22 protein-coding genes and 1 tRNA gene are annotated in these 22,866 nt (G+C 68.6%); 16 read left to right on the top strand and 7 right to left on the bottom strand.

Going from position 1 to position 22,866, the window contains the following annotated elements; genetic code table 11:
- Positions 1-44: 44 nt before the first annotated feature.
- The 6 genes from ABD209_RS19200 to ABD209_RS19175 all read left to right on the top strand — a co-directional run bounded on the left by ABD209_RS19200 (position 45) and on the right by ABD209_RS19175 (position 6,372).
- Complete coding sequence (locus ABD209_RS19200) at positions 45-881, top strand: ATP-binding cassette domain-containing protein (RefSeq protein ID WP_324385603.1); 837 nt, start codon at positions 45-47, stop codon at positions 879-881.
- A complete protein-coding gene (locus tag ABD209_RS19195; RefSeq protein WP_344069543.1) occupies positions 878-2,140 on the top strand; it encodes a sugar ABC transporter permease in 1,263 nt (420 codons plus the stop codon). The genes ABD209_RS19200 and ABD209_RS19195 overlap by 4 nt, the downstream gene beginning before the upstream one ends.
- A gap of 167 nt (positions 2,141-2,307) precedes the next feature.
- Positions 2,308-3,006, top strand: coding sequence for a succinate dehydrogenase cytochrome b subunit (locus ABD209_RS19190; protein ID WP_324385605.1), 699 nt, complete (start codon positions 2,308-2,310; stop codon positions 3,004-3,006).
- 5 nt (positions 3,007-3,011) lie between these two features.
- Positions 3,012-5,012, top strand: a complete 2,001-nt coding sequence (locus ABD209_RS19185) for a fumarate reductase/succinate dehydrogenase flavoprotein subunit (protein WP_344069790.1) — start codon at positions 3,012-3,014, stop codon at positions 5,010-5,012.
- A gap of 67 nt (positions 5,013-5,079) precedes the next feature.
- On the top strand, positions 5,080-5,823 hold the full coding sequence (locus ABD209_RS19180; RefSeq protein WP_344069539.1) for a succinate dehydrogenase/fumarate reductase iron-sulfur subunit: 744 nt from the start codon (positions 5,080-5,082) through the stop codon (positions 5,821-5,823).
- A 24-nt stretch (positions 5,824-5,847) separates the two neighbouring features.
- Positions 5,848-6,372, top strand: a complete 525-nt coding sequence (locus ABD209_RS19175) for an ASCH domain-containing protein (RefSeq protein WP_344069536.1) — start codon at positions 5,848-5,850, stop codon at positions 6,370-6,372.
- A gap of 105 nt (positions 6,373-6,477) precedes the next feature.
- Here ABD209_RS19175 and ABD209_RS19170 read toward each other — a convergent pair whose 3' ends face one another.
- The 3 genes from ABD209_RS19170 to ABD209_RS19160 form a co-directional block, all read right to left on the bottom strand.
- Positions 6,478-7,761, bottom strand: coding sequence for an MFS transporter (locus tag ABD209_RS19170; RefSeq protein ID WP_344069533.1), 1,284 nt, complete (start codon positions 7,759-7,761; stop codon positions 6,478-6,480).
- A gap of 61 nt (positions 7,762-7,822) precedes the next feature.
- A complete protein-coding gene (locus ABD209_RS19165) occupies positions 7,823-8,617 on the bottom strand; it encodes a CPBP family intramembrane glutamic endopeptidase (RefSeq protein WP_344069530.1) in 795 nt (264 codons plus the stop codon).
- Between the two features lie 62 nt (positions 8,618-8,679).
- The gene (locus ABD209_RS19160) at positions 8,680-8,868 is read right to left on the bottom strand and encodes a hypothetical protein (protein WP_344069528.1); all 189 of its coding nucleotides are present in this window, start codon (positions 8,866-8,868) and stop codon (positions 8,680-8,682) included.
- 137 nt (positions 8,869-9,005) lie between these two features.
- Here ABD209_RS19160 and ABD209_RS19155 point away from each other — a divergent pair, with 137 nt between their 5' ends.
- The gene (locus tag ABD209_RS19155; RefSeq protein WP_344069525.1) at positions 9,006-9,626 is read left to right on the top strand and encodes a TetR/AcrR family transcriptional regulator; all 621 of its coding nucleotides are present in this window, start codon (positions 9,006-9,008) and stop codon (positions 9,624-9,626) included.
- A gap of 83 nt (positions 9,627-9,709) precedes the next feature.
- Here the strand turns inward: ABD209_RS19155 and ABD209_RS19150 are convergent, their stop codons facing one another.
- Positions 9,710-10,324 carry a DUF4126 domain-containing protein gene (locus tag ABD209_RS19150; RefSeq protein ID WP_344069522.1) on the bottom strand — a complete coding sequence of 205 codons (615 nt, stop codon included), beginning with the start codon at positions 10,322-10,324 and terminating at the stop codon, positions 9,710-9,712.
- Positions 10,325-10,497: 173 nt separating this feature from the next.
- Positions 10,498-10,845 carry a hypothetical protein gene (locus tag ABD209_RS19145; RefSeq protein ID WP_344069519.1) on the bottom strand — a complete coding sequence of 116 codons (348 nt, stop codon included), beginning with the start codon at positions 10,843-10,845 and terminating at the stop codon, positions 10,498-10,500.
- Between the two features lie 251 nt (positions 10,846-11,096).
- On the opposite strand from ABD209_RS19145, the gene metG reads away from it, so the two are divergent.
- From metG to ABD209_RS19115, 6 genes are all read left to right on the top strand, one after another.
- Positions 11,097-12,890, top strand: coding sequence for a methionine--tRNA ligase (metG, locus tag ABD209_RS19140; protein WP_344069516.1), 1,794 nt, complete (start codon positions 11,097-11,099; stop codon positions 12,888-12,890).
- Between the two features lie 5 nt (positions 12,891-12,895).
- Positions 12,896-13,732 (top strand): TatD family hydrolase, encoded by an 837-nt coding sequence (locus ABD209_RS19135; protein ID WP_344069513.1) that lies wholly within the window; start codon positions 12,896-12,898, stop codon positions 13,730-13,732.
- A 287-nt stretch (positions 13,733-14,019) separates the two neighbouring features.
- Positions 14,020-15,189, top strand: coding sequence for a resuscitation-promoting factor (locus ABD209_RS19130; RefSeq protein ID WP_344069510.1), 1,170 nt, complete (start codon positions 14,020-14,022; stop codon positions 15,187-15,189).
- A 146-nt stretch (positions 15,190-15,335) separates the two neighbouring features.
- Positions 15,336-16,271 carry a 16S rRNA (adenine(1518)-N(6)/adenine(1519)-N(6))-dimethyltransferase RsmA gene (gene rsmA / locus ABD209_RS19125; RefSeq protein ID WP_344069508.1) on the top strand — a complete coding sequence of 312 codons (936 nt, stop codon included), beginning with the start codon at positions 15,336-15,338 and terminating at the stop codon, positions 16,269-16,271.
- A gap of 127 nt (positions 16,272-16,398) precedes the next feature.
- Positions 16,399-17,331, top strand: a complete 933-nt coding sequence (locus ABD209_RS19120) for a 4-(cytidine 5'-diphospho)-2-C-methyl-D-erythritol kinase (protein WP_344069505.1) — start codon at positions 16,399-16,401, stop codon at positions 17,329-17,331.
- Entirely contained in the window at positions 17,331-19,277 is a 1,947-nt protein-coding gene (locus tag ABD209_RS19115; protein ID WP_344069502.1) for an ABC-F family ATP-binding cassette domain-containing protein, read from the top strand. Before ABD209_RS19120 ends, ABD209_RS19115 begins: the two co-directional genes overlap by 1 nt.
- 142 nt (positions 19,278-19,419) lie before the next feature.
- On the opposite strand, the gene ABD209_RS19110 is transcribed toward ABD209_RS19115, so the two are convergent.
- Positions 19,420-19,920 carry a MarR family winged helix-turn-helix transcriptional regulator gene (locus ABD209_RS19110; protein ID WP_425564741.1) on the bottom strand — a complete coding sequence of 167 codons (501 nt, stop codon included), beginning with the start codon at positions 19,918-19,920 and terminating at the stop codon, positions 19,420-19,422.
- Positions 19,921-19,986: 66 nt separating this feature from the next.
- Here ABD209_RS19110 and ABD209_RS19105 point away from each other — a divergent pair, with 66 nt between their 5' ends.
- A complete protein-coding gene (locus ABD209_RS19105; protein WP_344069497.1) occupies positions 19,987-20,790 on the top strand; it encodes a methyltransferase domain-containing protein in 804 nt (267 codons plus the stop codon).
- A gap of 193 nt (positions 20,791-20,983) precedes the next feature.
- Here ABD209_RS19105 and ABD209_RS19100 read toward each other — a convergent pair whose 3' ends face one another.
- Positions 20,984-21,601, bottom strand: a complete 618-nt coding sequence (locus ABD209_RS19100; RefSeq protein WP_344069787.1) for a TetR/AcrR family transcriptional regulator — start codon at positions 21,599-21,601, stop codon at positions 20,984-20,986.
- A 100-nt stretch (positions 21,602-21,701) separates the two neighbouring features.
- Between ABD209_RS19100 and ABD209_RS19095 the strand changes: the two genes are divergently transcribed.
- Positions 21,702-21,780: transfer RNA gene (locus ABD209_RS19095), tRNA-Gln, on the top strand.
- Positions 21,781-21,935: 155 nt separating this feature from the next.
- Positions 21,936-22,769 carry a hypothetical protein gene (locus tag ABD209_RS19090; protein ID WP_344069494.1) on the top strand — a complete coding sequence of 278 codons (834 nt, stop codon included), beginning with the start codon at positions 21,936-21,938 and terminating at the stop codon, positions 22,767-22,769.
- Positions 22,770-22,866 lie beyond the last annotated feature (97 nt).

Here is a 22,866-nt window from a genome sequence, read left to right as displayed (position 1 = left end):
CCCGATCCCGCCGAGTAGCAACCCTCCAACGAAGTGAGTCACCGATGACCACCACCTCTCCGGCTCAGCCGGTCTTGTCGATGACGGGTATCTCCAAGCGCTTCGGCGCCGTGCAGGCCCTCAAAGACATCGACTTCGACGTCCGCCCCGGAGAGGTGGTGGCCTTGGTCGGCGACAATGGCGCTGGCAAGTCCACTCTCGTCAAGGCGATCGCCGGGGTCTACCAACCCGACGAAGGACACGTCACCTTCGACGGCGCGAACGTGACGATCTCCTCGCCCGCCGAGGCCCAGCGGCTCGGTATCGCGACCGTCTTCCAGGACCTCGCCCTGTGCGACAACCTCGACGTCGTCGCCAATCTCTTCCTCGGCAGCGAGGTCACCTCGACCGGCATGCTCGACGAAGTCGCCATGGAGAAGGAGTCCTGGCGGTTGCTGCGCGAGTTGTCGGCCAAGATCCCCAGCGTCCGGATTCCGATCGCCAGCCTCTCCGGTGGCCAGCGCCAGACGGTCGCCATCGCCCGGTCGCTGCTGGGCAAGCCCAAGGTGGTCATGCTCGACGAGCCGACGGCAGCTCTCGGCGTCGCCCAGACGGCCGAGGTGCTCAATCTGGTCGAGCGGCTGCGCGAGAACGGCCTCGGCGTCATCCTCATTTCTCACAATATGTCCGACGTGATGGCGGTGGCCGACCGGGTCGTCGTCCTCCGGCTCGGTCGCAACAATGGCGAGTTCCGGGTGGCCGAGACCACCAGCCAGGAAATCATCGCCGCCATCACCGGCGCCACCACGAATGCCGTCTCCGAGCGCGCTGCGCGCCGGGACGCTGTGCCCGCGGCGCACCTGACCGACGACCAGGACCACGCCACTCAGGAGCACCAGTGAGCACCCCACCCACCACCACCGACCCGACGATGGCTATCCCCGCCGACCGCCAGGACGAGCGCTTCCTCGCCGACGAGGGCCTGGCCGGGTGGGTGAAGGGATCAATCTCGAGGCTGCGCTCCGGAGACCTCGGCTCACTCCCGGTCGTCATCGGCCTGATCCTGATCTGGGGAGTCTTCTTCGTCCTCAACGACGCCTTCCTCTCCAGCCGCAACCTGGTCAACCTCACCTTGCAGATGGTCCCGACCGGCACCATCGCCATCGGTGTGGTCCTCGTCCTGCTTCTCGGCGAGATCGACCTCTCCGTCGGATCTGTCAGCGGCCTGTCCGGCGCCGTCCTCGCCGTTGGTTTTGTCAACCACGGCTGGACGTCCGGTATGGCGGTGGGGCTGGCACTGTTGGTCGGCGTCGCCATCGGCGTGATCTACGGTCTGCTGTTCAACCGCTACGGCGTGCCCAGCTTCGTCATCACCTTGGCCGGCTTGCTCGCCGTCCTCGGCCTGCAGATCAAGGTGCTCGGCAAGGACGGCACCATCAACCTCGCCTTCACCTCCGACATCGTCCAGTTCGCCAGCCAGAAGTTCGTCCCGGACGCCGTCGCCTATGCCCTCGTCCTGCTCGCTGTCGGTGCCGCGATCCTCGCCAAGCTCGCGCAGGGCCGCCGGCGTGCTGCGGCCGGGCTCTCGGCTGTGCCCCCGTCCGTCGTCCTCGTCCGCACGGGACTGCTCGGCCTGATTCTGCTGCTTGCTGTTTACATCCTCGGCCGGGATCGCGGAGTCAGCTATATGGTCCTGACGTTCATCGCCCTCGTCGTGCTCACCGACCTGCTGGTCCGTCGCACCCGGTGGGGCCGCTCGGTGATGGCGGTCGGTGGCAATGTCGAGGCCGCCCGCCGCGCTGGCATCAATGTCAAACGCATCTATCTGACCGTCTTCGCGTTGAGTTCCTTCTTCGCGGCCCTCGGTGGGATCTTCGCGGCCGCGCGTCTGGCATCCGTCAGCCAGAGCAGCGGCGGCGCCGATACCAACCTCAACGCCATCGCAGCGGCCGTGATCGGTGGCACGAGCCTCTTCGGCGGGCGGGGGTCGGCCTACTCGGCCCTGCTCGGCATCCTCGTCATCCAGTCCATCTCCAATGGCCTCGGCCTGCTCTCGCTGGACACCAGCTACCGTTTCATGGTTACCGGCGGTGTGTTGCTGCTCGCCGTGATCATCGACAGCCTCTCGCGTCGCAGCCGGGCGGCGCACGGGCGCGCCTGACCGGCATACGGACTCCGTCCGGGGCGGGGTGGCCAGGCGGCGCCCACCCCGGATCGGCGTTCCTGGGAGTGCTCGGCACGCCGCTCGGTGACAAATCGGTGAAATCTCACACCGCCTGCCGGCGACCCTGCGCGCGCGGTGTCGGTGCGGCACGATAGTTTGCCCAGGTGGCAACCTCGACCCTCCCCGTAGCGAAACCGGCCGTGCGGTCATCGATCGGCCTGAAGATCCTGATGGCCGTGACCGGCCTGATCTTCCTCGGCTATGTCGCCCTGCACGCCTACGGCAACCTGATGGTGCTTGGGGGTGCCGAGAAGTTCAACACCTACGCCCATCACCTGCGCACCATCGGGATGCCGATGCTTCCGTATGGCGGCCTGCTCTGGATCGTGCGCGTCGTGCTGATCGGGAGCTTGGCGCTGCATGCCTACTCGGCGTTCACGCTGTGGAGCCGCGCCAATGGCGCCCGCAGCACCCGGTATGCCGTGAAGAAGGCCGCGGCTTCCAGTCTCGCCTCCCGCACCATGCGGTATGGCGGCGTGGCCCTGCTGCTCTTCGTGATCTTCCACATCCTGCACCTGACCACTCACACCATCCACCCGCAGGGCAAGGTCCCCTCGCCCTACGAGAATGTCGTCGGCAGCTTCGAGATCTGGTGGGTGACGCTGATCTACGTCCTGGCCGTCACCGCCTTGGCGTTCCACCTCTTCCACGGGGTGTGGAGCGCGTCGCAAACGCTCGGGCTTACCTCCTCAGCCGCCGCGCGCACTCGGGCCAAGGCGATCTCGCACGCCGTCGGCGGGCTGATCTGGCTTGCCTTCCTCATTCCGCCGATGTCGATCCTCTTCGGGATCGTGAAGAAGTGAGTGATATGACCGACCTGATGACCCCCGAAGGCGTCGACGCCGACTACTACCGCGTGGGCGAAGAGATCGCGGATACCAAGGCCCCGGCCGGCCCGATCGCCGCGAAGTGGACCTCGCGCAAGTTCGACGCCGCCCTCGTCAACCCGGCCAACCGGCGCAAGCTCTCGGTCATCATCGTCGGCACCGGCCTGGCCGGTGGCGCGGCGGCCGCCACCCTCGGCGAGGCCGGCTACCACGTGAAGTCCTTCTGCTACCAGGACTCCCCGCGCCGGGCCCACTCCATCGCCGCCCAGGGCGGCATCAACGCGGCCAAGAACTACAAGGAGGACGGCGACTCGATCTATCGCCTCTTCTACGACACCGTCAAGGGTGGCGACTACCGCTCCCGCGAGACAAACGTCTATCGCCTGGCCGAGGTCAGCGCCAACATTATCGACCAGTGCGTCGCAGCCGGCGTGCCCTTTGCACGCGAATACGGCGGCCTGCTGGACAACCGCTCCTTCGGTGGCGTGCAGGTCTCGCGGACCTTCTACGCCCGCGGTCAGACCGGGCAGCAGTTGTTGATCGGCGTCTACCAGGCCCTGGAGCGGCAGGTCGCCGAGGGCACGGTCGAGATGTACACCCGCCACGAGATGCTCGAGCTGATCGTCGAGGACGGCCGTGCCCGCGGCATCATCGCCCGCGACCTGGTGACCGGCGAGATCGAGACCCACCTCGCCGACGCCGTTGTCCTCGGCTCCGGTGGCTACGGCAATGTCTTCTTCCTCTCCACCAACGCCATGGGTTCCAATGTCACGGCCGGATGGCGGGCGCACCGCAAGGGCGCCTATTTCGCCAACCCGTGCTACACCCAGATCCACCCGACCTGCATCCCGGTGTCCGGTGACCACCAGTCCAAGCTGACCTTGATGTCCGAGTCGCTGCGCAATGACGGGCGCATCTGGGTGCCCAAGCGCCGCGAGGACTGCGAGAAGGACCCGCGCACCATCCCCGAGCAGGACCGCGACTACTACCTGGAGCGGATCTACCCCGCCTTCGGCAACCTGGTGCCGCGCGATATCGCCTCGCGCCAGGCCAAGAACATGTGCGACGAGGGCCGCGGCGTCGGCCCGCTGGTCGGTGACTTCCGGCGCGGTGTCTATCTCGACTTCGCCGACGCGATCGCCCGCCTGGGGCGCCCGGCGGTGGAAGCGAAATACGGCAATCTCTTCGATATGTATGCCCGCATCACGGGCGAGAATCCGTATGAGACGCCGATGCGGATCTACCCCGCCGTCCACTACACGATGGGCGGGCTGTGGGTCGATTACGACCTGTCCTCGAATATCCCCGGGCTCTTCGTCACCGGTGAGGCCAACTTCTCCGACCACGGCGCCAACCGCCTCGGGGCGAGCGCGCTGATGCAGGGCCTGGCGGACGGCTACTTCGTGCTGCCCAACACCATCCGCGACTACCTCGCCAAGGGGCCCTACCCCAAGCTGGACGCGGATTCCCCGGCGGTCGCCGAAGCCCGGCGTTCGGTTGAGGAGCGCACCCAGCGGCTGCTCGCGATCAATGGCGAGCGGTCCGTCGACTCCTTCCACAAGGAACTCGGCCACATCATGTGGGAGTACTGCGGGATGGAGCGCACCGAGACCGGTCTGATGAAGGCCATCGACCTGATCCGGTCGCTCCGCGCCGAGTTCTGGCGCAATGTCCGGGTGCTCGGGTCGGCCGACACGCTCAACCAAAGCCTGGAGAAGGCCGGCCGGGTCGCCGACTTCCTCGAGCTCGGTGAGCTGATGTGCATCGACGCGCTGCACCGCCGCGAATCCTGCGGTGGCCACTTCCGCGCGGAGAGCCAGACCGAGGACGGCGAGGCGCTGCGCCACGACGACCAGTTCCTCTATGTCGCCGGCTGGGAGTATGCCGGCTCCGGTGACGAGGGCGGTATGGCCGCGCCCATCCTCCACAAGGAACCGCTCGTCTACGACGCCATCGCCCTGAAGCAGCGCAGCTACAAATAGCCCACAGGGGGCTCCGCCCCCGACCCCCCCAACGACACGAACCATCCCCACGGCAAGGACATCTGACGTGAATCTCACCCTGAAGATCTGGCGCCAGGACGGCCCCCGGGCTCGCGGCGAGCTGGTGACCTACCAGGTCAACGACATCTCGCCCGATATGTCCTTCCTGGAGATGCTCGACGTCCTCAACGAGCGGCTCAACGCCGAGGGCACCGAGCCGGTCGCCTTCGACAGCGACTGCCGCGAGGGCATCTGCGGCATGTGCGGCCTGATGATCTCCGGTGACGCGCACGGGCCCGAAAAGACCACCACGTGCCAGTTGCACATGCGCAGCTTCAAGGACGGCGAGACGATCACCATCGAGCCGTGGCGCGCCGATGCCTTCCCGATCATTCGCGATCTGGTCGTCGACCGCAGCGCCTTCGACCGGATCATCCAGGCGGGCGGGTTCATCTCGGTCAACACCGGCTCCGCGCCCGACGCGAACGCCACGCCCGTGCCGAAGCCGAAGGCGGACCGGGCCTTCATGGCCGCCGAGTGCATCGGCTGCGGTGCCTGTGTCGCGGCTTGCCCGAACGCTGCGGCGATGCTCTTCATGGGCGCCAAGATCACCCACCTCGGTGAGCTGCCCCAGGGGCAGCCGGAGCGGGCGATGCGTGTCCAGGCGATGGTTGCCCAGCACGACCAGGAAGGTTTCGGCGGGTGCACCAATATCGGTGAGTGCTCGGCGGCCTGCCCCAAGGGCATCCCGATGGACGTCATCAGCCAGCTCAACCACGACCTGCGCAGGGCCGGCAGCGGCAAGTTCTGAGCCGGGGCAGTTACCGTGTCCGTCATGACGGACGTGGAGCTGGAGCAGGTCGCCGATGAGGTCCGGGAGTTCTGGGATGTCGCGCGGGTCAAGGCCCGGCTGAACGATCTGGAGATCTATACCGGCGTCACGGGTCTCGGTGCCCTGCAGCCGCCGGCGTGGGCCTTCGGCGCCACCCCCGAACAGGCCGACGCGCTACTCGCGCTTGTGCTGGACGGCACCAAGACGGCGACCGCTGGCGCCTCGTGGGACTACGAGGCGCTGGAGGAGGAGGTGCCGCGCCCGGGAGACCTCGCGATCATCCTCGACGGCGCGGCCAAACCCCGGGCGTTGATCGGGATGACCGAGGTCGAGGTCGTGCCCTTCGACCAGGTCAGCGCCGAGCACGCCCACGCCGAAGGTGAGGGCGATCGCTCGCTGGACACCTGGCGCGCGATCCACCAGGCCTTCTTCACCGAGTATGCCGATCATGACCGGGGCTTCGCCGCCGACATGCCGGTCGTCTGCGAAAGCTTCCGGCTTCTCTACCCGACCCCGCGCAACGCCTGACCGGCCCCCGTCGAAAGGCCGGTTCAGGCCCGTCGAAAGGCCGGTTCCGCATGCGCAGAGAGTCACCCAATGTCTCGACGCGACGTCCGTCAGGATAGGCCGAGATCAAGCAGAGGGCGCGCTGGCCACGCGGACGGCGGCCGCCGGCATACGGGCTCCGAGAGCGGCGATCAAGGCGGCACCCGCGCCCGCGACCGCGACCATGACAATCCACACACTGAACCGGTCGTGCGCCAGCAGACCGAGGAGCAGCACGGGCGCCGCGATATTGGCGGCATTCCAGGACAGCTGATAGGCGGCCAGATAGCGCCCGCGCAGGGCCTCGGGCGCCGCCTCGACCGCTACCGTGGACAGGGGCGGCCCGCCGAGCACTTCGCCCAATGTGTAGATCGCGACGGCCAGAAAGATCCCCGCCGTGGCGGCGTGCAGTGACAACCACCCGCACGCCGCGAGCGCGGCGAAACCCACGGCATACAGCCCCTGTCCGAGCGCAATGACGCGGAAGCGGCGATGGCCATCCATCGCGCGCACGATGAGTCCCTGACCGAAGCCGACCAGCACGGTGTTGACCGTGAGCAGTGCACCGCTGACCCAGCCGGCCAGGCCCAGGGTGGTCAACGCATACACGGGCATGGCGACGACGAGCGAGATCGTGCACAGGGCATAGGCGCAGTTCGTCACGATGAGCACCAGATAGGGCCGATCGCGCACGACGGCGCCCCACGATCCGGCGAGCCTGTCGGAAGCCGCGACCGCGCCAGCCGCGCCGTCGGTAGCTGCGTCCGCGACGGGGGCATCGGCGATAATCCGATGCCCGGCCCGGACGCGTAGCAGCACCAGGAAGGCGAGCACATAGCTGGCCGCATTCGCCAGGACTAACGCCCGGAACGCACCCGCCGTCCCGATCTGCAACACCGCGCTCGCGACGACCCCGCCGAGCGCGAAGCCGATATTGCGCAACGCCCCGAGGAAGCCGAACCAGACCTCGCGCTCGCCCTCGTCGGTGGCCGCGGCGACCATGGGGGAGTAGGAACTCCAGAAGGCGCTCTGGCCGATCGCGGCCACCGCGCCGACGAGCGCGATCGCGACGGCGCTGTGCGCCAGCACATAGGCGCCGTATCCGACCGCCTGGATCAGGTTCGACGCGAGCAGCACGGTCCGGGCGCCGAAGCGGTCCACGAGATCACCCGAGACCACGATGAAGGGAATCGCGATCGCCCCGGCGACGCCGAGAGCCAGCCCGACATCGGCCATCGGCACGTCAGTGGTGCGAAGGAAGAACAGGATCGAGACCGGCATGAAGACCCCACTGCCGAGCGCGTCGATGCCGATGCCGGTGACGAGAGCCAGGTGTGCCGACGCATCCGGAAATCCGAGGCGGCGCAGCACCCCGAGATTGTGTCAGGGCGCGCCGACCGCCCACGACCGATTTCCCCCGCGGTGAGCGCGATCAGAGCCAGGACAGGTGCGACTTCAACAGCGCATAGCCGACGAAGGAGACGATGTCGAGGATCGTATGCGCGATCACCAGCGGCAGCACGCGTCGCGTGCGCGTGTAGACGGCCCCGAAGACCAGGCCCATCACCAGATTGCCCACGAAGCCGCCGAACCCTTGATAGAGGTGGTAGGCGCCCCGGATCACGGCCGACGCCACGATCCCGAGCGCCGGACTCCACCCCGCCTGCCGCCAGCGGGTCAACAGATAGCCGACCATGACGACCTCTTCGAGGATGGCGTTCTGCGCGGCAGCCAGGACGAGCACCGGGATCGTCCACCAGTGGTCGGCGAGATTGGCCGCCGCGATGCTCGTGTTGACGCCGAGAGCGCGAGCGGCGAGATACAGCCCGAGGCCCGGTATGCCGATCACCCCGGCGAGCGCGGCGCCCATCAGCAGATCGCGCGCCGGTTGGCGCGCGTCGAGCCCGATCAGGGCGGGCGCGGCCGGGTCGTCGCGGCGCAGCAGGTGCAGCGCCAGCAGCGCCGGCACCACGCCCAGCCCGATGGGTACCAGCTGATAGGCCAGATCGAGCCAGGGCCGGTCCGGGGTGATCGAGGAGTTCATGGTGGTCGTCTGCGCGCTGAGCGCGACCTGCTTGGTGAGCTTGTCGATCAGGCTCAGCAGCGACCACAGGGCCGACGCGCCGAGCGAGACCCCCAGCACCAGCCAGGTCTCACCCACCAGGGTGGGACGAGCAAGCCCGGTCCGCGGAAGCGGACCGGGCGGCAAGTGGCGGGCAAACGGCATACGGGCAAGTGTGCCCGCGGTTGCTGAAGCCCCGCTGGACGCCGACGACCGGCGCGGCCGGATCAGTGGCCGAGGACGAGGTGGCGGTAGTAGGTCGGGACGGACTCTTGCCGACGCCCGCGAAGCGTGTGGTTGCGGACGACGGCTTCGCCGCCGAGAACAAGAACGGAAGCAGCGAGAAGCGCGCCGGCGATGCCGATGACGACGGTGAAGAAGGTGACGACGGCGGCGAGGGAGGTCATGAGGCCCATGTGAAGCACTCCTTTGAGTGAACTACAGATGTAGTGGTTCTGGCAAATCAAGACACTACACCTGTAGTTGCACAGAGTGCAAATCTAGATGGCCCGGCGGGCTGCGTGACCCGCGCCACACGCGCGACAATGGCCGCATGCCGCTCACCGCCCCCGCCGATAACGTCGAAATCGCGCGAGCGACCGGGCGGCGCAAGGATCTCCTCGACGCAGCGGTGTGCGTCGTCAGCCGTGGTGGCCTGCGTGCGTTGACCCACCGGGCGGTCGACGCCGAGGCGGGCGTGCCCGAAGGGTCGACCAGCACCTCCTATCGCACCCGGATCGCCCTGCTCACCGCGTTGACGGCACACGTGTCGTGGTTGCTCGCCGATCGCATCGAGGCGACCGCGACTCGCGTCGAAGCCTTCGACGAAGCCGACGATGCCCAGCGTCAGCGGCTGATCATCGACGAGGTCGTCCGTCTGCTCGTCGGCCATGTCACCGAGACCGAGCTGGTCGCCGTCCAGGCCGAGCTGGCGTTGGAGAGCGTGCGCACGCCGGAGCTGATGGCGATGTTCGGATTGTGGCGGGTGCGCCTGGTGGCTCTCGTGGAAGGTATTGCGGTCCACGTCTCGCGCCGGCACGCGGCCGAACGCGCCGAGGTCACGGTCGCGGCCTTCCAAGGGGTGCTGCTCAGTTCTCTGCCCCTGCCGAGGTCCGAACGCGCGGCCTATGTCGAGCGCGCAACGCGCCAGTTGATCGACTTGCTCGCCGCCTGAGCGAGGGGGGTGGGAGCCGGGCCACGCGCAGCGACGCTAAGGCGTGGCGAGGACGATCCGGCGTTGCTGACGCCCAACGGGTGTCAGGCGTAGGTCACGCCGGCGTCGTCCATGCGCTGCCGGCGGTTCTTGCGCCACCGGTGCACCTTGCGCCAGAGCCAGAAGAAGAGTCCGAAAAGGATGGCGAGCGCCACGATCACCAGGATCGGGATGAAGATCGCGATCAGGGACAGGCCGATCGAAGCGCCGTCCTCCATGGTGGAGACGACGGGTGCACCCGCGCCGAGAGTTCCCGCATTGATCGCGGGTCTCGCCGCCATTTTCCCGGAGTGCACCAGTCCCGAGACGACGATGCCCAGCACGACACCGATCCATTGGTGCGACTGCATCCATGCCGAGTTGTCCAGGTCGCTCGCCGCGGTCGTCGCGGCGAAGATCAGCCCGCCCATGGTGGGCCGGATGAAGGTCTGGACGGTGTCGTTGATCGTGTCGATGGCCGGGATCTTGTCGAGCACCACCTCGCTGACCAAGAGCACGGCGCCGATGGCGATGGCCCAGGTGGATTCGATCCAGGCGAAGCTCGCGGGCAAGGAGATGATGTCGGTGAATCGCGCGAGCAGCGCGACGATCATGAACGGGATGTAGGCGTTCAACCCGGCGGCAGCCGAGAGACCCATCCCCGTCAGGGCGGCGATCATGGGGTGAGCGTAACTATCTTCGACTCGGCACCGGCCCAGAGCGAGCTGGCGCAGGATGCAACGTCCCTGATTGCCCGGCTAATCCCGGACACGCCGAAGGCCGGCACCCCTCGCGCTGGGGATGTCGGCCTTCGACGCACATGTCCGCGACGCCGTTGTCGCGGCCGATCGGCTTACTTGTACTCGAAGGCGTACGGGTAGGAGACCTTTTTGGTGCCGATCGGGCACTGCGCCTGGCTGTAGCCCGTGCCCTGGATGCGCCAGACGTCCTTCTTCATGAACGTCGCGCCGCTCGGTCGCTTGCACTTCACGACGGCCCGGAAGACCGTGCCGGGGATGGATGCCGGGCAGGTCACGCGAATACCGCGCGTGATGTACCGAACCGGGCAGCTGACTGCCGAGTTGGTGGCGGAGACGCCGCTCTCGGGAGCAGTGGTGCTCGCCGACGCGGACGTGGCCATCCCGATCCCCATCGAGCCGGCCAGGGCGGCGCCCGCAAGGGCTCCGGTGATGCGCTTCATGGTGTTCCCTCCTGTTGTGCAGCCGGGCAGACCCGGCTTGACGATGTGCTGCCGGGCGTGTCCCGGCGTCGAAAAACGAGGCTTGCGGCCTCGTTCGATAAAGACGTTAGGGCAGGACGTCAAGACACTGTCCGATAAACAATTGGTCAATATTTCAACCCCTGACTGCCGTATGCCGCGCTCCGCCGGCCCCGCGGCCACGCCGCCGAAACGCGCATACGGCCACGCTCGGGCCTCAATACACTTGCCGCATGACCAAAGTCCTCGCCGCTGTCGCGTGGCCGTATGCCAACGGTCCGCGCCACCTGGGCCATGTCGCCGGTTTCGGTGTCCCCTCCGACGTCTTCGCGCGCTACATGCGGATGGTCGGTCATGAGGTGCTGATGGTCAGCGGCTCGGACGAGCACGGCACCCCGATCCTCGTCCTCGCTGACAAGGAGGGCGTCACGGCCCGCGAACTGGTCGACAAGAACCACGCGATCATCGCCCATGAGTTGGCGGACCTCGGCTGCTCCTACGACCTCTACACCCGAACCACAACGGTCAACCACTATGCCGTTGCGCAAGAACTGTTTTCGCAGGTATGGACGAACGGCTACATGATCGAGCGCACCCAAAAGGGCGCGATCTCGCCGAGCACCGGCCGCACCCTGCCCGACCGCTATATCGAGGGCACCTGCCCGATCTGCGGCTACGGCGAGGCCCGCGGCGACCAGTGCGACAACTGCGGCAACCAGCTCGAGCCCGAGGATCTGATCAATCCGAGGTCCAAGATCAACGGCGAGACACCGGATTTCATCGAGACTCAGCACTTCTTCCTCGACCTGCCGGCCCTCGCCGACGCGCTTCGGGCTTATCTCGGAGAGCGCGAAGCCTCGGGCACCTGGCGCCCCAATGTCATCAAGTTCAGCCTGAACATCCTCGACGACATCAAGCCCCGCGCCATGACCCGCGACATTGACTGGGGCATCCCCGTGCCCCTCGACGGCTGGCGCGACCTGCCCACCAAGAAGCTTTATGTCTGGTTCGACGCGGTGATCGGCTATCTGTCGGCGTCGATCGAATGGGCAAGGCGCACCGGCGATCCCGAGCGCTGGCGCGAGTGGTGGAACGACCCCAGTGCCCTGTCTTACTACTTCATGGGCAAGGACAACATCACCTTTCACTCCCAGATCTGGCCCGCCGAGTTGCTCGGCTATATGGGCAAGGGGGAGCGGGGCGGCGAGCCCGGGATGTACGGCGAACTCAACCTGCCCACCGAGGTCGTCAGCTCCGAATACCTGACGATGGAGTCCCAACAGTTCTCCACCAGCCGCGGGCACACGATCCTCGTGCGCGACGTCCTGACCCGCTATCAGCCGGACGCGCTGCGCTACTTCCTCTGCGCCGCCGGGCCGGAGACCTCGGATGCGGACTTCACCTGGCGGGAGTTCGTGCAGCGCACCAACTCCGAACTCGTGGCCGGGTGGGGCAATCTGGTCAACCGGACCGCAACGATGATCCACAAGCAGTTCGGTGAGATCCCCGTATGCGGCCCGCTCGCCCCCGAGGACGAGGCGATCCTGGGTGCGGTGGCTGCCGGCTTCGACATCGTGGGTGGATTGTTGCGGCGCTCGCGGCTGCGGCAGGCGACGGCCGAGGCCATGAAGGTCGTCGCCGAGGTCAACGCCTATGTGTCGCGGACCGAGCCCTTCAAACTCAAGAGCGAGGACCAGCGCGAACGCCTCGGCACCATCCTGCACGTCCTGGCTCAGTGCGTCGCCGACTGCAACACCCTGCTCGCCCCGATGCTGCCGCACTCCAGCAACGCGGTGCATCGGATCCTCGGAGGGACCGGTGACTTCATGCCGATGCCGCAGGTCGTCGACGTCGCCGACCTCGACGACGGCCGGGCCTATCCGGTGATCACCGGCGACTATTCGGCCACGCCGCGCTGGGGCCGGGTCCCGGTCGTCCCGGGAACGCCGGTCGCCAAGCCGGGGCCGGTCTTCGTCAAGCTCGACGAGAGCGTCGTCGCGCAGGAACTCGACCGGATGGCGGGCTGACCTGCATGGCCCGCAGCGAACTGCCCCCGCGGCCGGACCCGCTGCCGATTGCGTTGGTGGACAACCACACTCACCTGGACTCGGTGCGCTCGGACGCGCCGGGACTGGAGGTCTCGGAGGCGATCGCGGCGGCCGCGGCCGTCGGCGTCGACCGGGTCGTGCAGATCGGGTGCGAGGTCGAGAGCGCCCGGTCAAGCGTCGTGATGGCGCACACTCATCCCCAGGTGCTGGCGGGCGTCGCGCTGCATCCCAACGAAGCGCCCCGGCTGGCGGCTCTCGGGGAGTTGGACGCGGCCTACGCGGTGATCGGCGCGTTGGCTCTCGACCCGCGGGTGCGCACGGTCGGCGAGACCGGGCTCGACTACTACCGCACCGGTCCCGAGGGCCGCGAGATCCAGCACGACGCCTTCCGCTGGCATATCGCGCTGGCCAAGGAACTGGACCTGCCCCTGCAGATCCACGACCGCGACGCGCATGAGGACGTGCTCGCGGTGCTCGATGAGGTGGGGGCGCCACGGCATACGGTCATGCATTGTTTCAGCGGGGACGCGCGCTTCGCGCGGGCGTGCGTCGAGCGCGGCTTCTTCCTCTCGTATGCCGGGCCGGTCACCTTCAAGAACAATCACGCCCTGCGCGACGCCGTCGCCGTCACGCCGCTGGAGCAACTGCTCATCGAGACCGATGCGCCCTATCTGACGCCGCATCCGTGGCGCGGGGCGGTTAACTCCTCCTACCTCCTGCCGGTCACGGCGCGGGTGGTGGCAGGCGTCGCCGGTGTCTCGGTGGTGGAGCTCGCGCAGGAGGTCTCGGCGACGGCCGAGCGGCTCTACGGCCCCTGGTAACGACCACCGTGGGGCGGCGTAGCACGCCTGTGACGGATGTTTCGTGAACAGCCGCCGGCCGTTATCGAAATTTGACCTTTCACCCAACACCCGGGCACTCTGGAGATGTTCGCCGAACTTGAACACCCGATTCGGCGGCGTCGGTTGGCCACTCGGACCACGAGGACGTGGATCCCCCGAGTGCTCCACGCGGGCCCCCCACCCAGGTGCTCTCCTTCCTGCCTTCAGCGCGGGACCGTCGCTGCCCGAACGCGTTTCGGTTCGGACATCACGACTTTGGAGCAGACTTGAACCTTCTTCCGGTACGGCGCCTGGCCCAGATGGGCATCGTGGGCGTCCTCGCGACCGGAGTGGCCGGTGTCGCCCACTTCGACAAATCGGTCAACCTCTCGGTCGAGGGGCAAACCGATGCGATTCACTCCTTCGCCGGCACTGTCGGCGATGTGTTGAAGAGCGAAGGCATCACCGTCGGAGCGCACGACCTGGTCGTGCCGTCCGTCAACACGCCCGTCACCGACGGGCAGACCATCGTCGTCCGCTATGGACGCAAGCTGACCGTCACCATCGACGGTCAGGCCAAGGAGTACTGGACCACGGCCACCACCGTCGGCCAGGCCCTCTCCGAACTCGGCCTGCGCGCCGAGGACGCCAAGTTGTCCGCCTCTCGTTCGGCCGTGCTCGGCCGGTCCGGCCTCGCGCTGTCGATGATCACGCCCAAGAGCGTCACGGTCACCGCGGACGGCAAGACGACCACTAAGACCACCACCGAGAACGATGTCAAGAGCCTGCTCGCCATGCTCAAGGTCTCGGTTGGCACAAAGGACCTGGTCAAGCCCGGTCTGGACACGCCACTCGCCGACGGCATGAAGCTGACGGTCACGCGGGTCAAGACCAAGAACGTCACCAAGACGACGACCAACGCCTACGAGACCATCAAGCGCAACGACTCCAGCCTCTATGAGGGGCAGAGCAAGGTCATCACCGCCGGTCGCAATGGCGAGGCCGTGACGACCTACCTCTATGTCTTCCATGACGGCAAGCTCTACAAGAAGACCAAGGTCTCGACCAAGACCACGATCACCGAGCGCGACGCGGTCGTCGCCATCGGCACCAAGAAGCGCCCGAGCACCCCGGCCTCGACCGGTGGCGCATCCTCGGGTGGGTCGTCGTCGGGCGGCTCGTCCTCTGGCGGCGCCTCGTCCTCCGGGCTGAACCTGGCCAATGCCGCGATGTGGGACCGGATCGCTCAGTGCGAGTCCGGTGGCAACTGGCACATCAACACCGGCAACGGCTACTACGGCGGGCTCCAGTTCGCCACGGCGAGCTGGCTGGCCATGGGTGGCGCCGACTTCGCGCCGCGCGCGGACCTCGCCAGCCGCGAGCAGCAGATCACGGTCGCGAACCGCTACTACGCGATCGCCGGCCTCTCGCCCTGGGGCTGCGCGCACGCGGCCTGACCGGCCACGTCGCCGCCCTGACGGCACACCTGACGAAGCGCCCCGGGAGACCCCCGGGGCGCTTCGCCATGTCCAACGCGCGGCTCGCTGGTCGAGAAGCGGCCTGCCATTCGCGGTCGGCTCCCAGCGGCGGATAGGTTGAGCCGGTGAGCGAGGAGGCAGGCTATCTCGGGGCGGCGGACATCCGGCGCCTGGCGGCCGGCCTCGGGATCCGGCCAGCCAAACAGTGGGGGCAAAACTTCGTCGTCGACGCCAACACCGTGCGGCGGATCGTGCGCCTGGCGGAGGTCGGGCCGCAGGATGTCGTGCTCGAGGTCGGGCCTGGCCTGGGGTCGCTGACCGCCGGGCTGCTCCACAAGGCCGCGGCCGTCCTGGCGATCGAGATCGATCCCACACTCGCAGCGGCCCTGCCGAGCACCATGGGCGCGCTGCTCCCCGAGCGCGCGGAGCGGCTGACCGTCATACCGGCCGATGCGCTGCGCGTGCGGGAGTTGCCGCTGGCGCCGACCAAGCTGGTGGCCAACCTGCCCTACAACGTCTCGGTGCCGGTTGTGCTGCACCTGCTGGAGCACTTCCCGAGCATCACTCATGTCTTGGTCATGGTGCAGTTGGAAGTCGCCGAGCGACTGGCCGCCGCGCCCGGGTCGCGCACCTATGGCGCGCCGAGCGCCAAGGCGAGTTGGTATGGCGAGGTGCGCCTGGCCGGGACCGTCCCGCGCTCGATCTTCTGGCCGGTGCCCAATGTCGAGTCCGGCCTGGTCGCCATCGAGCGTCGGGAGCCGCCGTCGACGGATGCCGACCGCGCGGCGACCTTCGCCTGCGTCGATGCCGCCTTCGCCCAACGCCGCAAGATGATCCGCTCCGCGCTGGCCCCGTGGGCCGGCTCGCCGGCGGCCGCCGAGGCTGCCGTCCGAGCGGCCGGCCTGGACCCGACGGTGCGCGGTGAGCAGCTGAGCATCGCCGACTTCGCCGCGATCGCTGCCGGGCGCGCGACCCCCAGACGCACCGCGGGTCCCGCGGCCATTGCGAGCGCCGCGGATCGCGCTGGCAGCACAAGCGACGATCCGGTCGCCGAGGCATGAGCCGGGCGCCCACCCGCCCGGCCGATGCCGTGGCGGACGCCGCGTGGGCGAACTCCGCGAGCCGCTCGCCCGACGGCGGTAGCCGGGGCCGACGCGACCACACGCCGGACATGGTTAGGTGGACCCCATGACGTCGGTGCCGGTGCTCCTGCCACGCGTCAGCGTGCGGGTGCCGGCGAAGGTCAACCTGGAGTTGCGCGTCGGACCCCGGCGCGCAGACGGCTATCACGAGCTCGCGACCGTCTACCAGGCCGTTGGCCTCTACGACCTGGTCGAGGTCACGCACGCGCCGCAGTGGGGGATCGAGTTGACCGGGCGCACGCGCGAGGGTGTCCCGGGGGACGCGAGCAATCTCGCCGTTCGTGCGGCCCAAGCCCTTGCCGACCATGCGGGTGTCGACACGCCGGTCCACCTCAGGGTCACCAAGGAGATCCCGGTCGCGGGCGGGATGGCAGGCGGCTCGGCGGATGCGGCCGGCGCGCTTGTCGCCTGTGCCCGGCTCTGGGGTCTCGACCTGCCGGCGGCCGAGCTCGAGGGCATCGCGGCCGGCCTCGGCTCCGATATCCCCTTCCTCATCTCCGGCGGCACCGCGCTCGGCTCGGGCCGCGGCGAGCACGTCGTCCCGGTCCTGACCAGAGGCAAGTACCACTGGGTTTTCGCGCTCTCCACTCAGGGCCTGTCGACCCCGAGCGTGTATGCCGAGTGCGACCGCCTCCGCGCAGCCACCGACGTCACGGCGCCCGAGCCCGATCAGGTCCTCCTGGCCGCACTCGCTGCCGGTGACCGGGACGGACTCGCCGGCCGGCTCGCCAACGACCTACAGGATGCGGCGATTTCGCTGCAGCCCGACCTCGGCGAGGTCCTCGAAGCCGGCCTCGGCTTCGGGGCGCTCGGCGGCATCGTCTCCGGCTCCGGCCCGACGGTGGCCTTCCTGGTTCGCAACGCGGAGGCGGCCATCGATCTGGCCGTCGCCCTCGCGGCCTCGGGGACGGCCGCGGACGTGCGCCGGGCCGTCGGGCCGGTCCCGGGGGCCACGATCGAGGCGGCGGCTGCGCGCTGATGGCCAATCTCGTCAACCTGGAGCGGGCCACCATCCACTCCGGCACTCGGGTGATCCTCGACGGCGTCTCGCTCGGCATCGGCACCGGCGACCGGATCGGCGTCGTCGGCGCCAACGGCGGGGGCAAATCCACGCTGCTCGGGGTGCTCGCGCGGCGCCGCACCCTCGACGACGGCCGGGTGACGCATACCGGCGGCCTGCAGATCGCCGAGGTTGCCCAAGACGACGACCTGCCCGCAGGAGCAACGATCCGCGAGGCGATCGTCGGTGACGCCGCCGAGCACGAGTGGGCCTCGGAATCGCGGATCCGCGAGGTCCTCGGTGGGCTGGTCGGGGACGAGCGGGCGGGAGCACTCGGCGGCCTAGGGGCCGTCGTCGACCGGCTCTCCGGCGGCGAACGCCGTCGCGTCGCCCTCGCCCGCGCGCTGGTCGCCGATGCCGACCTGCTCATGCTCGACGAGCCGACCAACCATCTCGACGTCGAGGGTGTCACCTGGTTGGCGCGCTATCTGACGACGACCTGGGCGCGGCCGGATCGCGCCTTGATCGTCGTCACCCACGACCGCTGGTTCCTGGACGCGGTGGCCACCGCGACGTGGGAGGTCCACGACGGCACGGTCGATGCCTACGACGGGGGGTATGCCGCATACGTCCTCGCCCGTGCGGAACGCGCTCGCATCGCGGCGGTAACCGAGGAGCGGCGCGCCAACCTGCTGCGCAAGGAACTCGCGTGGCTGCGCCGGGGGGCGCCGGCCCGCACGAGCAAACCGAAGTTCCGCCTCGACGCGGCCGCCGCCCTGATCAGCGACGAACCGCCCCCGCGCGACAGCGTGGAGCTGATGCGTTTCGCGACCGCGCGGCTGGGCAAGGATGTCGTGGACCTCCACGACGCGAGCCTGGCCTTCGGGGAGCGCCCGATGCTCGCGCGGGTGAGGTGGCAGCTCGCGCCCGGCGACCGGATCGGCCTGGTCGGGGTCAACGGCGCGGGCAAGTCGACGCTGCTCGACGTGCTCGCGGGGGAACGCCCCCTGGACTCCGGGAGGCGCAAGCAGGGCGTCACCGTCCGCGTCGGGCACCTGACCCAGGACGTGCGCGAACTCGATGAACTCGCCGACCGGCGGGTCATCGAGGCCATTGAGTCGGTGCGCACGAGCACCATGCTCGCCGGTAAGCCGGTCCGTGCCTCGGCCCTCGCCAAGCGGTTGGGCTTCCCCGGTCCGCGCCAGCAGGTCCGCGTCGGCGACCTTTCCGGTGGCGAGCGACGGCGCCTGCAGTTGCTGCGCGTCCTGCTCGACGAGCCGAATCTGCTGCTCCTCGACGAGCCGACCAATGACCTCGACATCGACACCCTGACCGCGGTCGAGGACCTGCTCGACGGCTGGGTCGGCACGCTCGTCGTCGTCTCGCACGACCGCTACCTGCTCGAACGCATCACCGACCGCCAGGTCGCCCTCCTCGGCGACGGCCGCATCCGCGACCTGCCCGGCGGCGTCGACCAATACCTCCAACTGCGCGCCGGTATGCCTGCCCCCGCCCGTCAGGCTGCACCCGCCGGCACCGCGGCCGGCGTGGGCGGTGACGCGCCACCGATCCCCTCAGGCGCCGCAGTGGCTGGCGCCGCTGGCGCCGCGGCCGGTGGGTCGGCCCCTGGCTCCGCAGCTGGAGGGGCGACTGGTTCCTCGACCGCGTCCGAGCCGGCCGACCGCGGCGCGAGCCCGCCGGCCGCGAATCCGGCCCAGCAGCGCGAGGCCCGCAAGAATCTCGCCCGCATCGAACGTCAACTGCAACGGCTCACCGAGAAGGCGGGGCGCATTCATACGGACATGGCGGCTCAGGCCAGCGATCACGCGGCGATGGTGCGACTCTCCTCCGACCTGCGCGCCGTCGACACCGAGCGCGAGGCGCTCGAAGAGGACTGGCTGGCCCAGGCCGAACTCGCCGAGTGAATCAGCGCCTCGACCCTGCCGAGCGGGGTCTCTGGGGGTGCGGATCGCCTCCGAGGTGCGCGACGAGGCGGTTGTCGGTCGCGAACGTGATGTCGCTGCGCTGGGTCTTGCTGTAGCGCACAGTCTTGCTGGTGCGCAGCAGCTACTCGGGGGCGTCCAGGCCCGCCTGCAGCTCGCGCAGGAAGCCGGTGAGCGCGCGCCGGTCCGCCTCGCTCAGCCCCGCCAGCACCGCGCGTTCGCGAGTGAGGAGCGCTTCCATGGCCCCGTCGACCGCCCGCACCCCGGCGGGCGTCAACTCGACGAGAACACCGCGCCGGTCGGTCGGCGACGGTCGTCGCGTGACCAGCTCGCGGGCGAGCAGCCGGTCGACCCGGTTGGTCATCGTCCCGCTGGTCACCAAGGTGGCCTCGACCAGGGCACCGGGCGAGAGCCGGTAGGGCGCACCCGTTCGGCGCAAGGCGGCGAGCACGTCGAACTCCCAGATCTCCAGCCCGAGCCCGGCGAAGGCCCCCGCTCGGGCCAGGTCCAGCCGCTTGGCCAGCCGGCTCACGCGCGAGAGCACCTGCAGCGGTGCGACGTCGAGATCGGGCCGTTCGCGTTGCCACGCCGCGACGATCAGATCGACGTCATCGGGCGGGTTCACAGGCATACTCTACGCACCAAGTATCTTGACGTCGAGATAATCGGCCACTGAAGGGAATGGGACGCGATGTCGACGCGCTGGGATCCGAACCAATACGCCAAGTTTGCTGACGAGCGCTCGCGCCCCTTCTACGAGTTGACCGCACGGGTCCGCGCCGAGGCGCCGCATCTGGTCCTCGACCTCGGGTGCGGCAATGGCCCGCTCACGCTCGCGCTCGCGCAGCGGTGGCCGGACGCGCGGGTCGTCGGCGTCGGCTCGTCCCAGCAGATGCTCGACGCGGCGCATGCGCTGGACCCGGACGGGCGGGTCGAGTGGATCCGCGCCGATCTGGCGGTCTGGGATATCGACGAACTCGGCGCACGACCGGATGTGATCGTCACCAATGCGGTGCTCCAGTGGATTCCCAACCACCTCAAACTCCTCCCCACCTGGGTCGACGCGCTCGCACCGGGCGGCTGGCTGGCCCTGCAGGTGCCGGGCAACTTCTCGGCACCCAGCCACCGGCTGATGCGCGAGGTCGCCGCCCGCCAGCCGCGGGCCGGTGAGTTGCTCGCCGCCCTCGAGCGCGGCGGATCGGCCGAACCGGCGACCTACCTGCAACTGCTGACCCGCGTCGGCTGCGTCGTCGACGCCTGGGAGACGACCTACCTGCACCTGCTCGACCGGGCGGGGGAGCAGAGCGATCCGGTACTGGAATGGGTGCGCAGCACCGGCCTACGCCCGGTTATCGACCTACTCACCGACGCGGCCGAGCGCGCCGCCTTTGTCGATGCGTATGCCGCCGAGTTGCGCCAGGCCTATCCCCGCACTTCCGCGGGCGTGATCCTGCCCTTCCGGCGCATCTTTTCGGTATGCCAGCGCTTCGCCTGACCTATTGATGCTCGCCAAGAGCCGAGGCGAGGCTGCGCCTTGTCGACATCGGACGCGCTCGCGTACGCGGTCGCCGATTCCCATCCACTCTAACCGACTTCCACGTGGCGAGGGCCAAAGAGTCCGTCGTTGACGAGGCATGGTCGTGGAGGTCACACCCGCGATGCTTCATAGATTCTGCGGTCGCCGTGCCTTACGCCGAAGCGGGCTGCTCGGGTCCGCGCAGGACGGGTGACTGCTCGAGCCCAGCCAGCCCGTTCCAGGCCAGATTCACCAGGTGGGCGGCGACATCGCTGCGCCCGAACTTGCGGTTCGAGTCCATCCACCACTGGCCGGTCAGCGCCACCATGCCCACGAGCATCTGGGCATACATCGGGGCGGCCTTGGGGTCCAGCTTCCGGTGCTTGAACTGCGCCACCATGATGTACTCGACCTGACTGGCCACATCGCTCATCAAGCTGGCGAAGGAGCCGGTCTGCTGTCCCGGCGGCGAATCCCGCACCAGGATCCGGAAGCCATCGGGCTCGTCCTCGATATAGGTCAGCAGCGCCATCGCCGCTTGCTCGATCAGCACGCGCGGGCTCGCGGGGGCCGTCAAGGTGTCGGTGATGCGCGCGGTCAGGTCGGCGATCTCGCGGTCGACGACCACGGCATACAGGCCCTCTTTGCCGCCGAAGTGTTCGTAGACAACGGGTTTCGAGACCTTGGCGGTCGCGGCGATCTCCTCGACGCTGGTGCCCTCGAAGCCCCGCTCCGCGAAGGTATGCCGGCCGACTTCGATCAATTGCTCGCGCCGCTGAGTGCCCGTCATCCGCGAACGCTCGCCCCGTCGGGGCCGGCCGCCGGATGCGCTCACCAAACCATTGTGCCCGCTCGACTACCCTTGACGCGCACCCATTCGGGGTGCGTGATCCCCGGTTGGTCTGCTGGCACGGCCCGCCTGACTTTGAATCAGGATTAGCGACGTAGGTTCGATTCCTACCCGGGGAGCCCTGGCGCCACGCTCCCGCGGTGCCCGGAAAGCTACTCGGTCACGCCCGTCGAGGTTACCGGCGGACGGTTTGTCGGCGCTGTTATGCGTGCGAACTGCCGCTTCGGAGCGAGCACGTCGCGCGCCGGGGACGAGTCAAGAATGGGGGCGGACGGTGTTGGACGCGGCCAAGCTGTGCGCTGAGGTCACGCTCGCCCCCATCCGATCGGGCGACTTCGTCGACGATGCTTCGAACGGCCAGGTCACCCAGCAGCTCTGGATCGACGACGCCTCGGCCTGGGAGGACCTCTACAACGGCCGCCGCAAGACCAATGGCGAGATGCCGCAGATCACCCCCGGCGCGTCCTTCGCGACCACGCCGGTGGTGCTCGCCGTTCCCAAGCCGCTGGCCAGCGCCAAGACCACCGGCCCCCACGCGTGGATCGACGGCCTGGCGACTCTTCCCTTGAGCGCCGCGGACGTGCGCGAGTCGACGCCGACTGCCCTGGCCTTCGCGGCCGTATGGCAGCAGTTCGCCAACCTGCCGGGCGGCACCGACTCGATCAGCGACGCCTTCTTCGAGATCGTCCGCAGCCAGATCCCGGTCGAGAAGGCCTTCGAAAATGGCGCCAACACCAAGACGGCCAAGGCTCTCCCCGCGAGTGAGCAGGAGATCTACGGCTGGATCACCGCGCACGCCGACAGCCCTGTGTCGGCGCTCACGCCGACTGCTGCCATGCCCATGGTCGACTATTCGGTAGTGCGCATCGGTGCGCTCGACGCCGCGGCAACCAAGACGACGCAGGCTCTCGAAGCCGCTTTGGTGACGCCGGCGGCGCAGGAGGTTTCGCCAAGGCGGCTACCGCGGCCCCGACGCGACCTTGTCTGCTCTACTGGTCGACGGCATCCCGGTCACCTTGCCCAGCGCCCCCATCACCATCGAACAGCCGGGCTTCGTGCAGATCGTGCGGGACGTGCAGCGGATCTCGCAGCGCCAGCAGGTCCTTAGACCGTATGGAGTGACCGCTCAGGATGGTTGAGTCGGTTGCGGGCCGGGGCCTCACTCACAAACACTCGTGGGTTACCGAGCAGGGGCCGCCTGCTCG

The organism is Nostocoides vanveenii (assembly GCF_039531165.1).
In the GTDB taxonomy this organism is placed as follows: Bacteria; Actinomycetota; Actinomycetes; order Actinomycetales; family Dermatophilaceae; genus Nostocoides_A; species Nostocoides_A vanveenii.
Note: the sequence above shows the minus strand (reverse complement) of the source record. Positions and strands in the feature narration are given on the sequence as shown.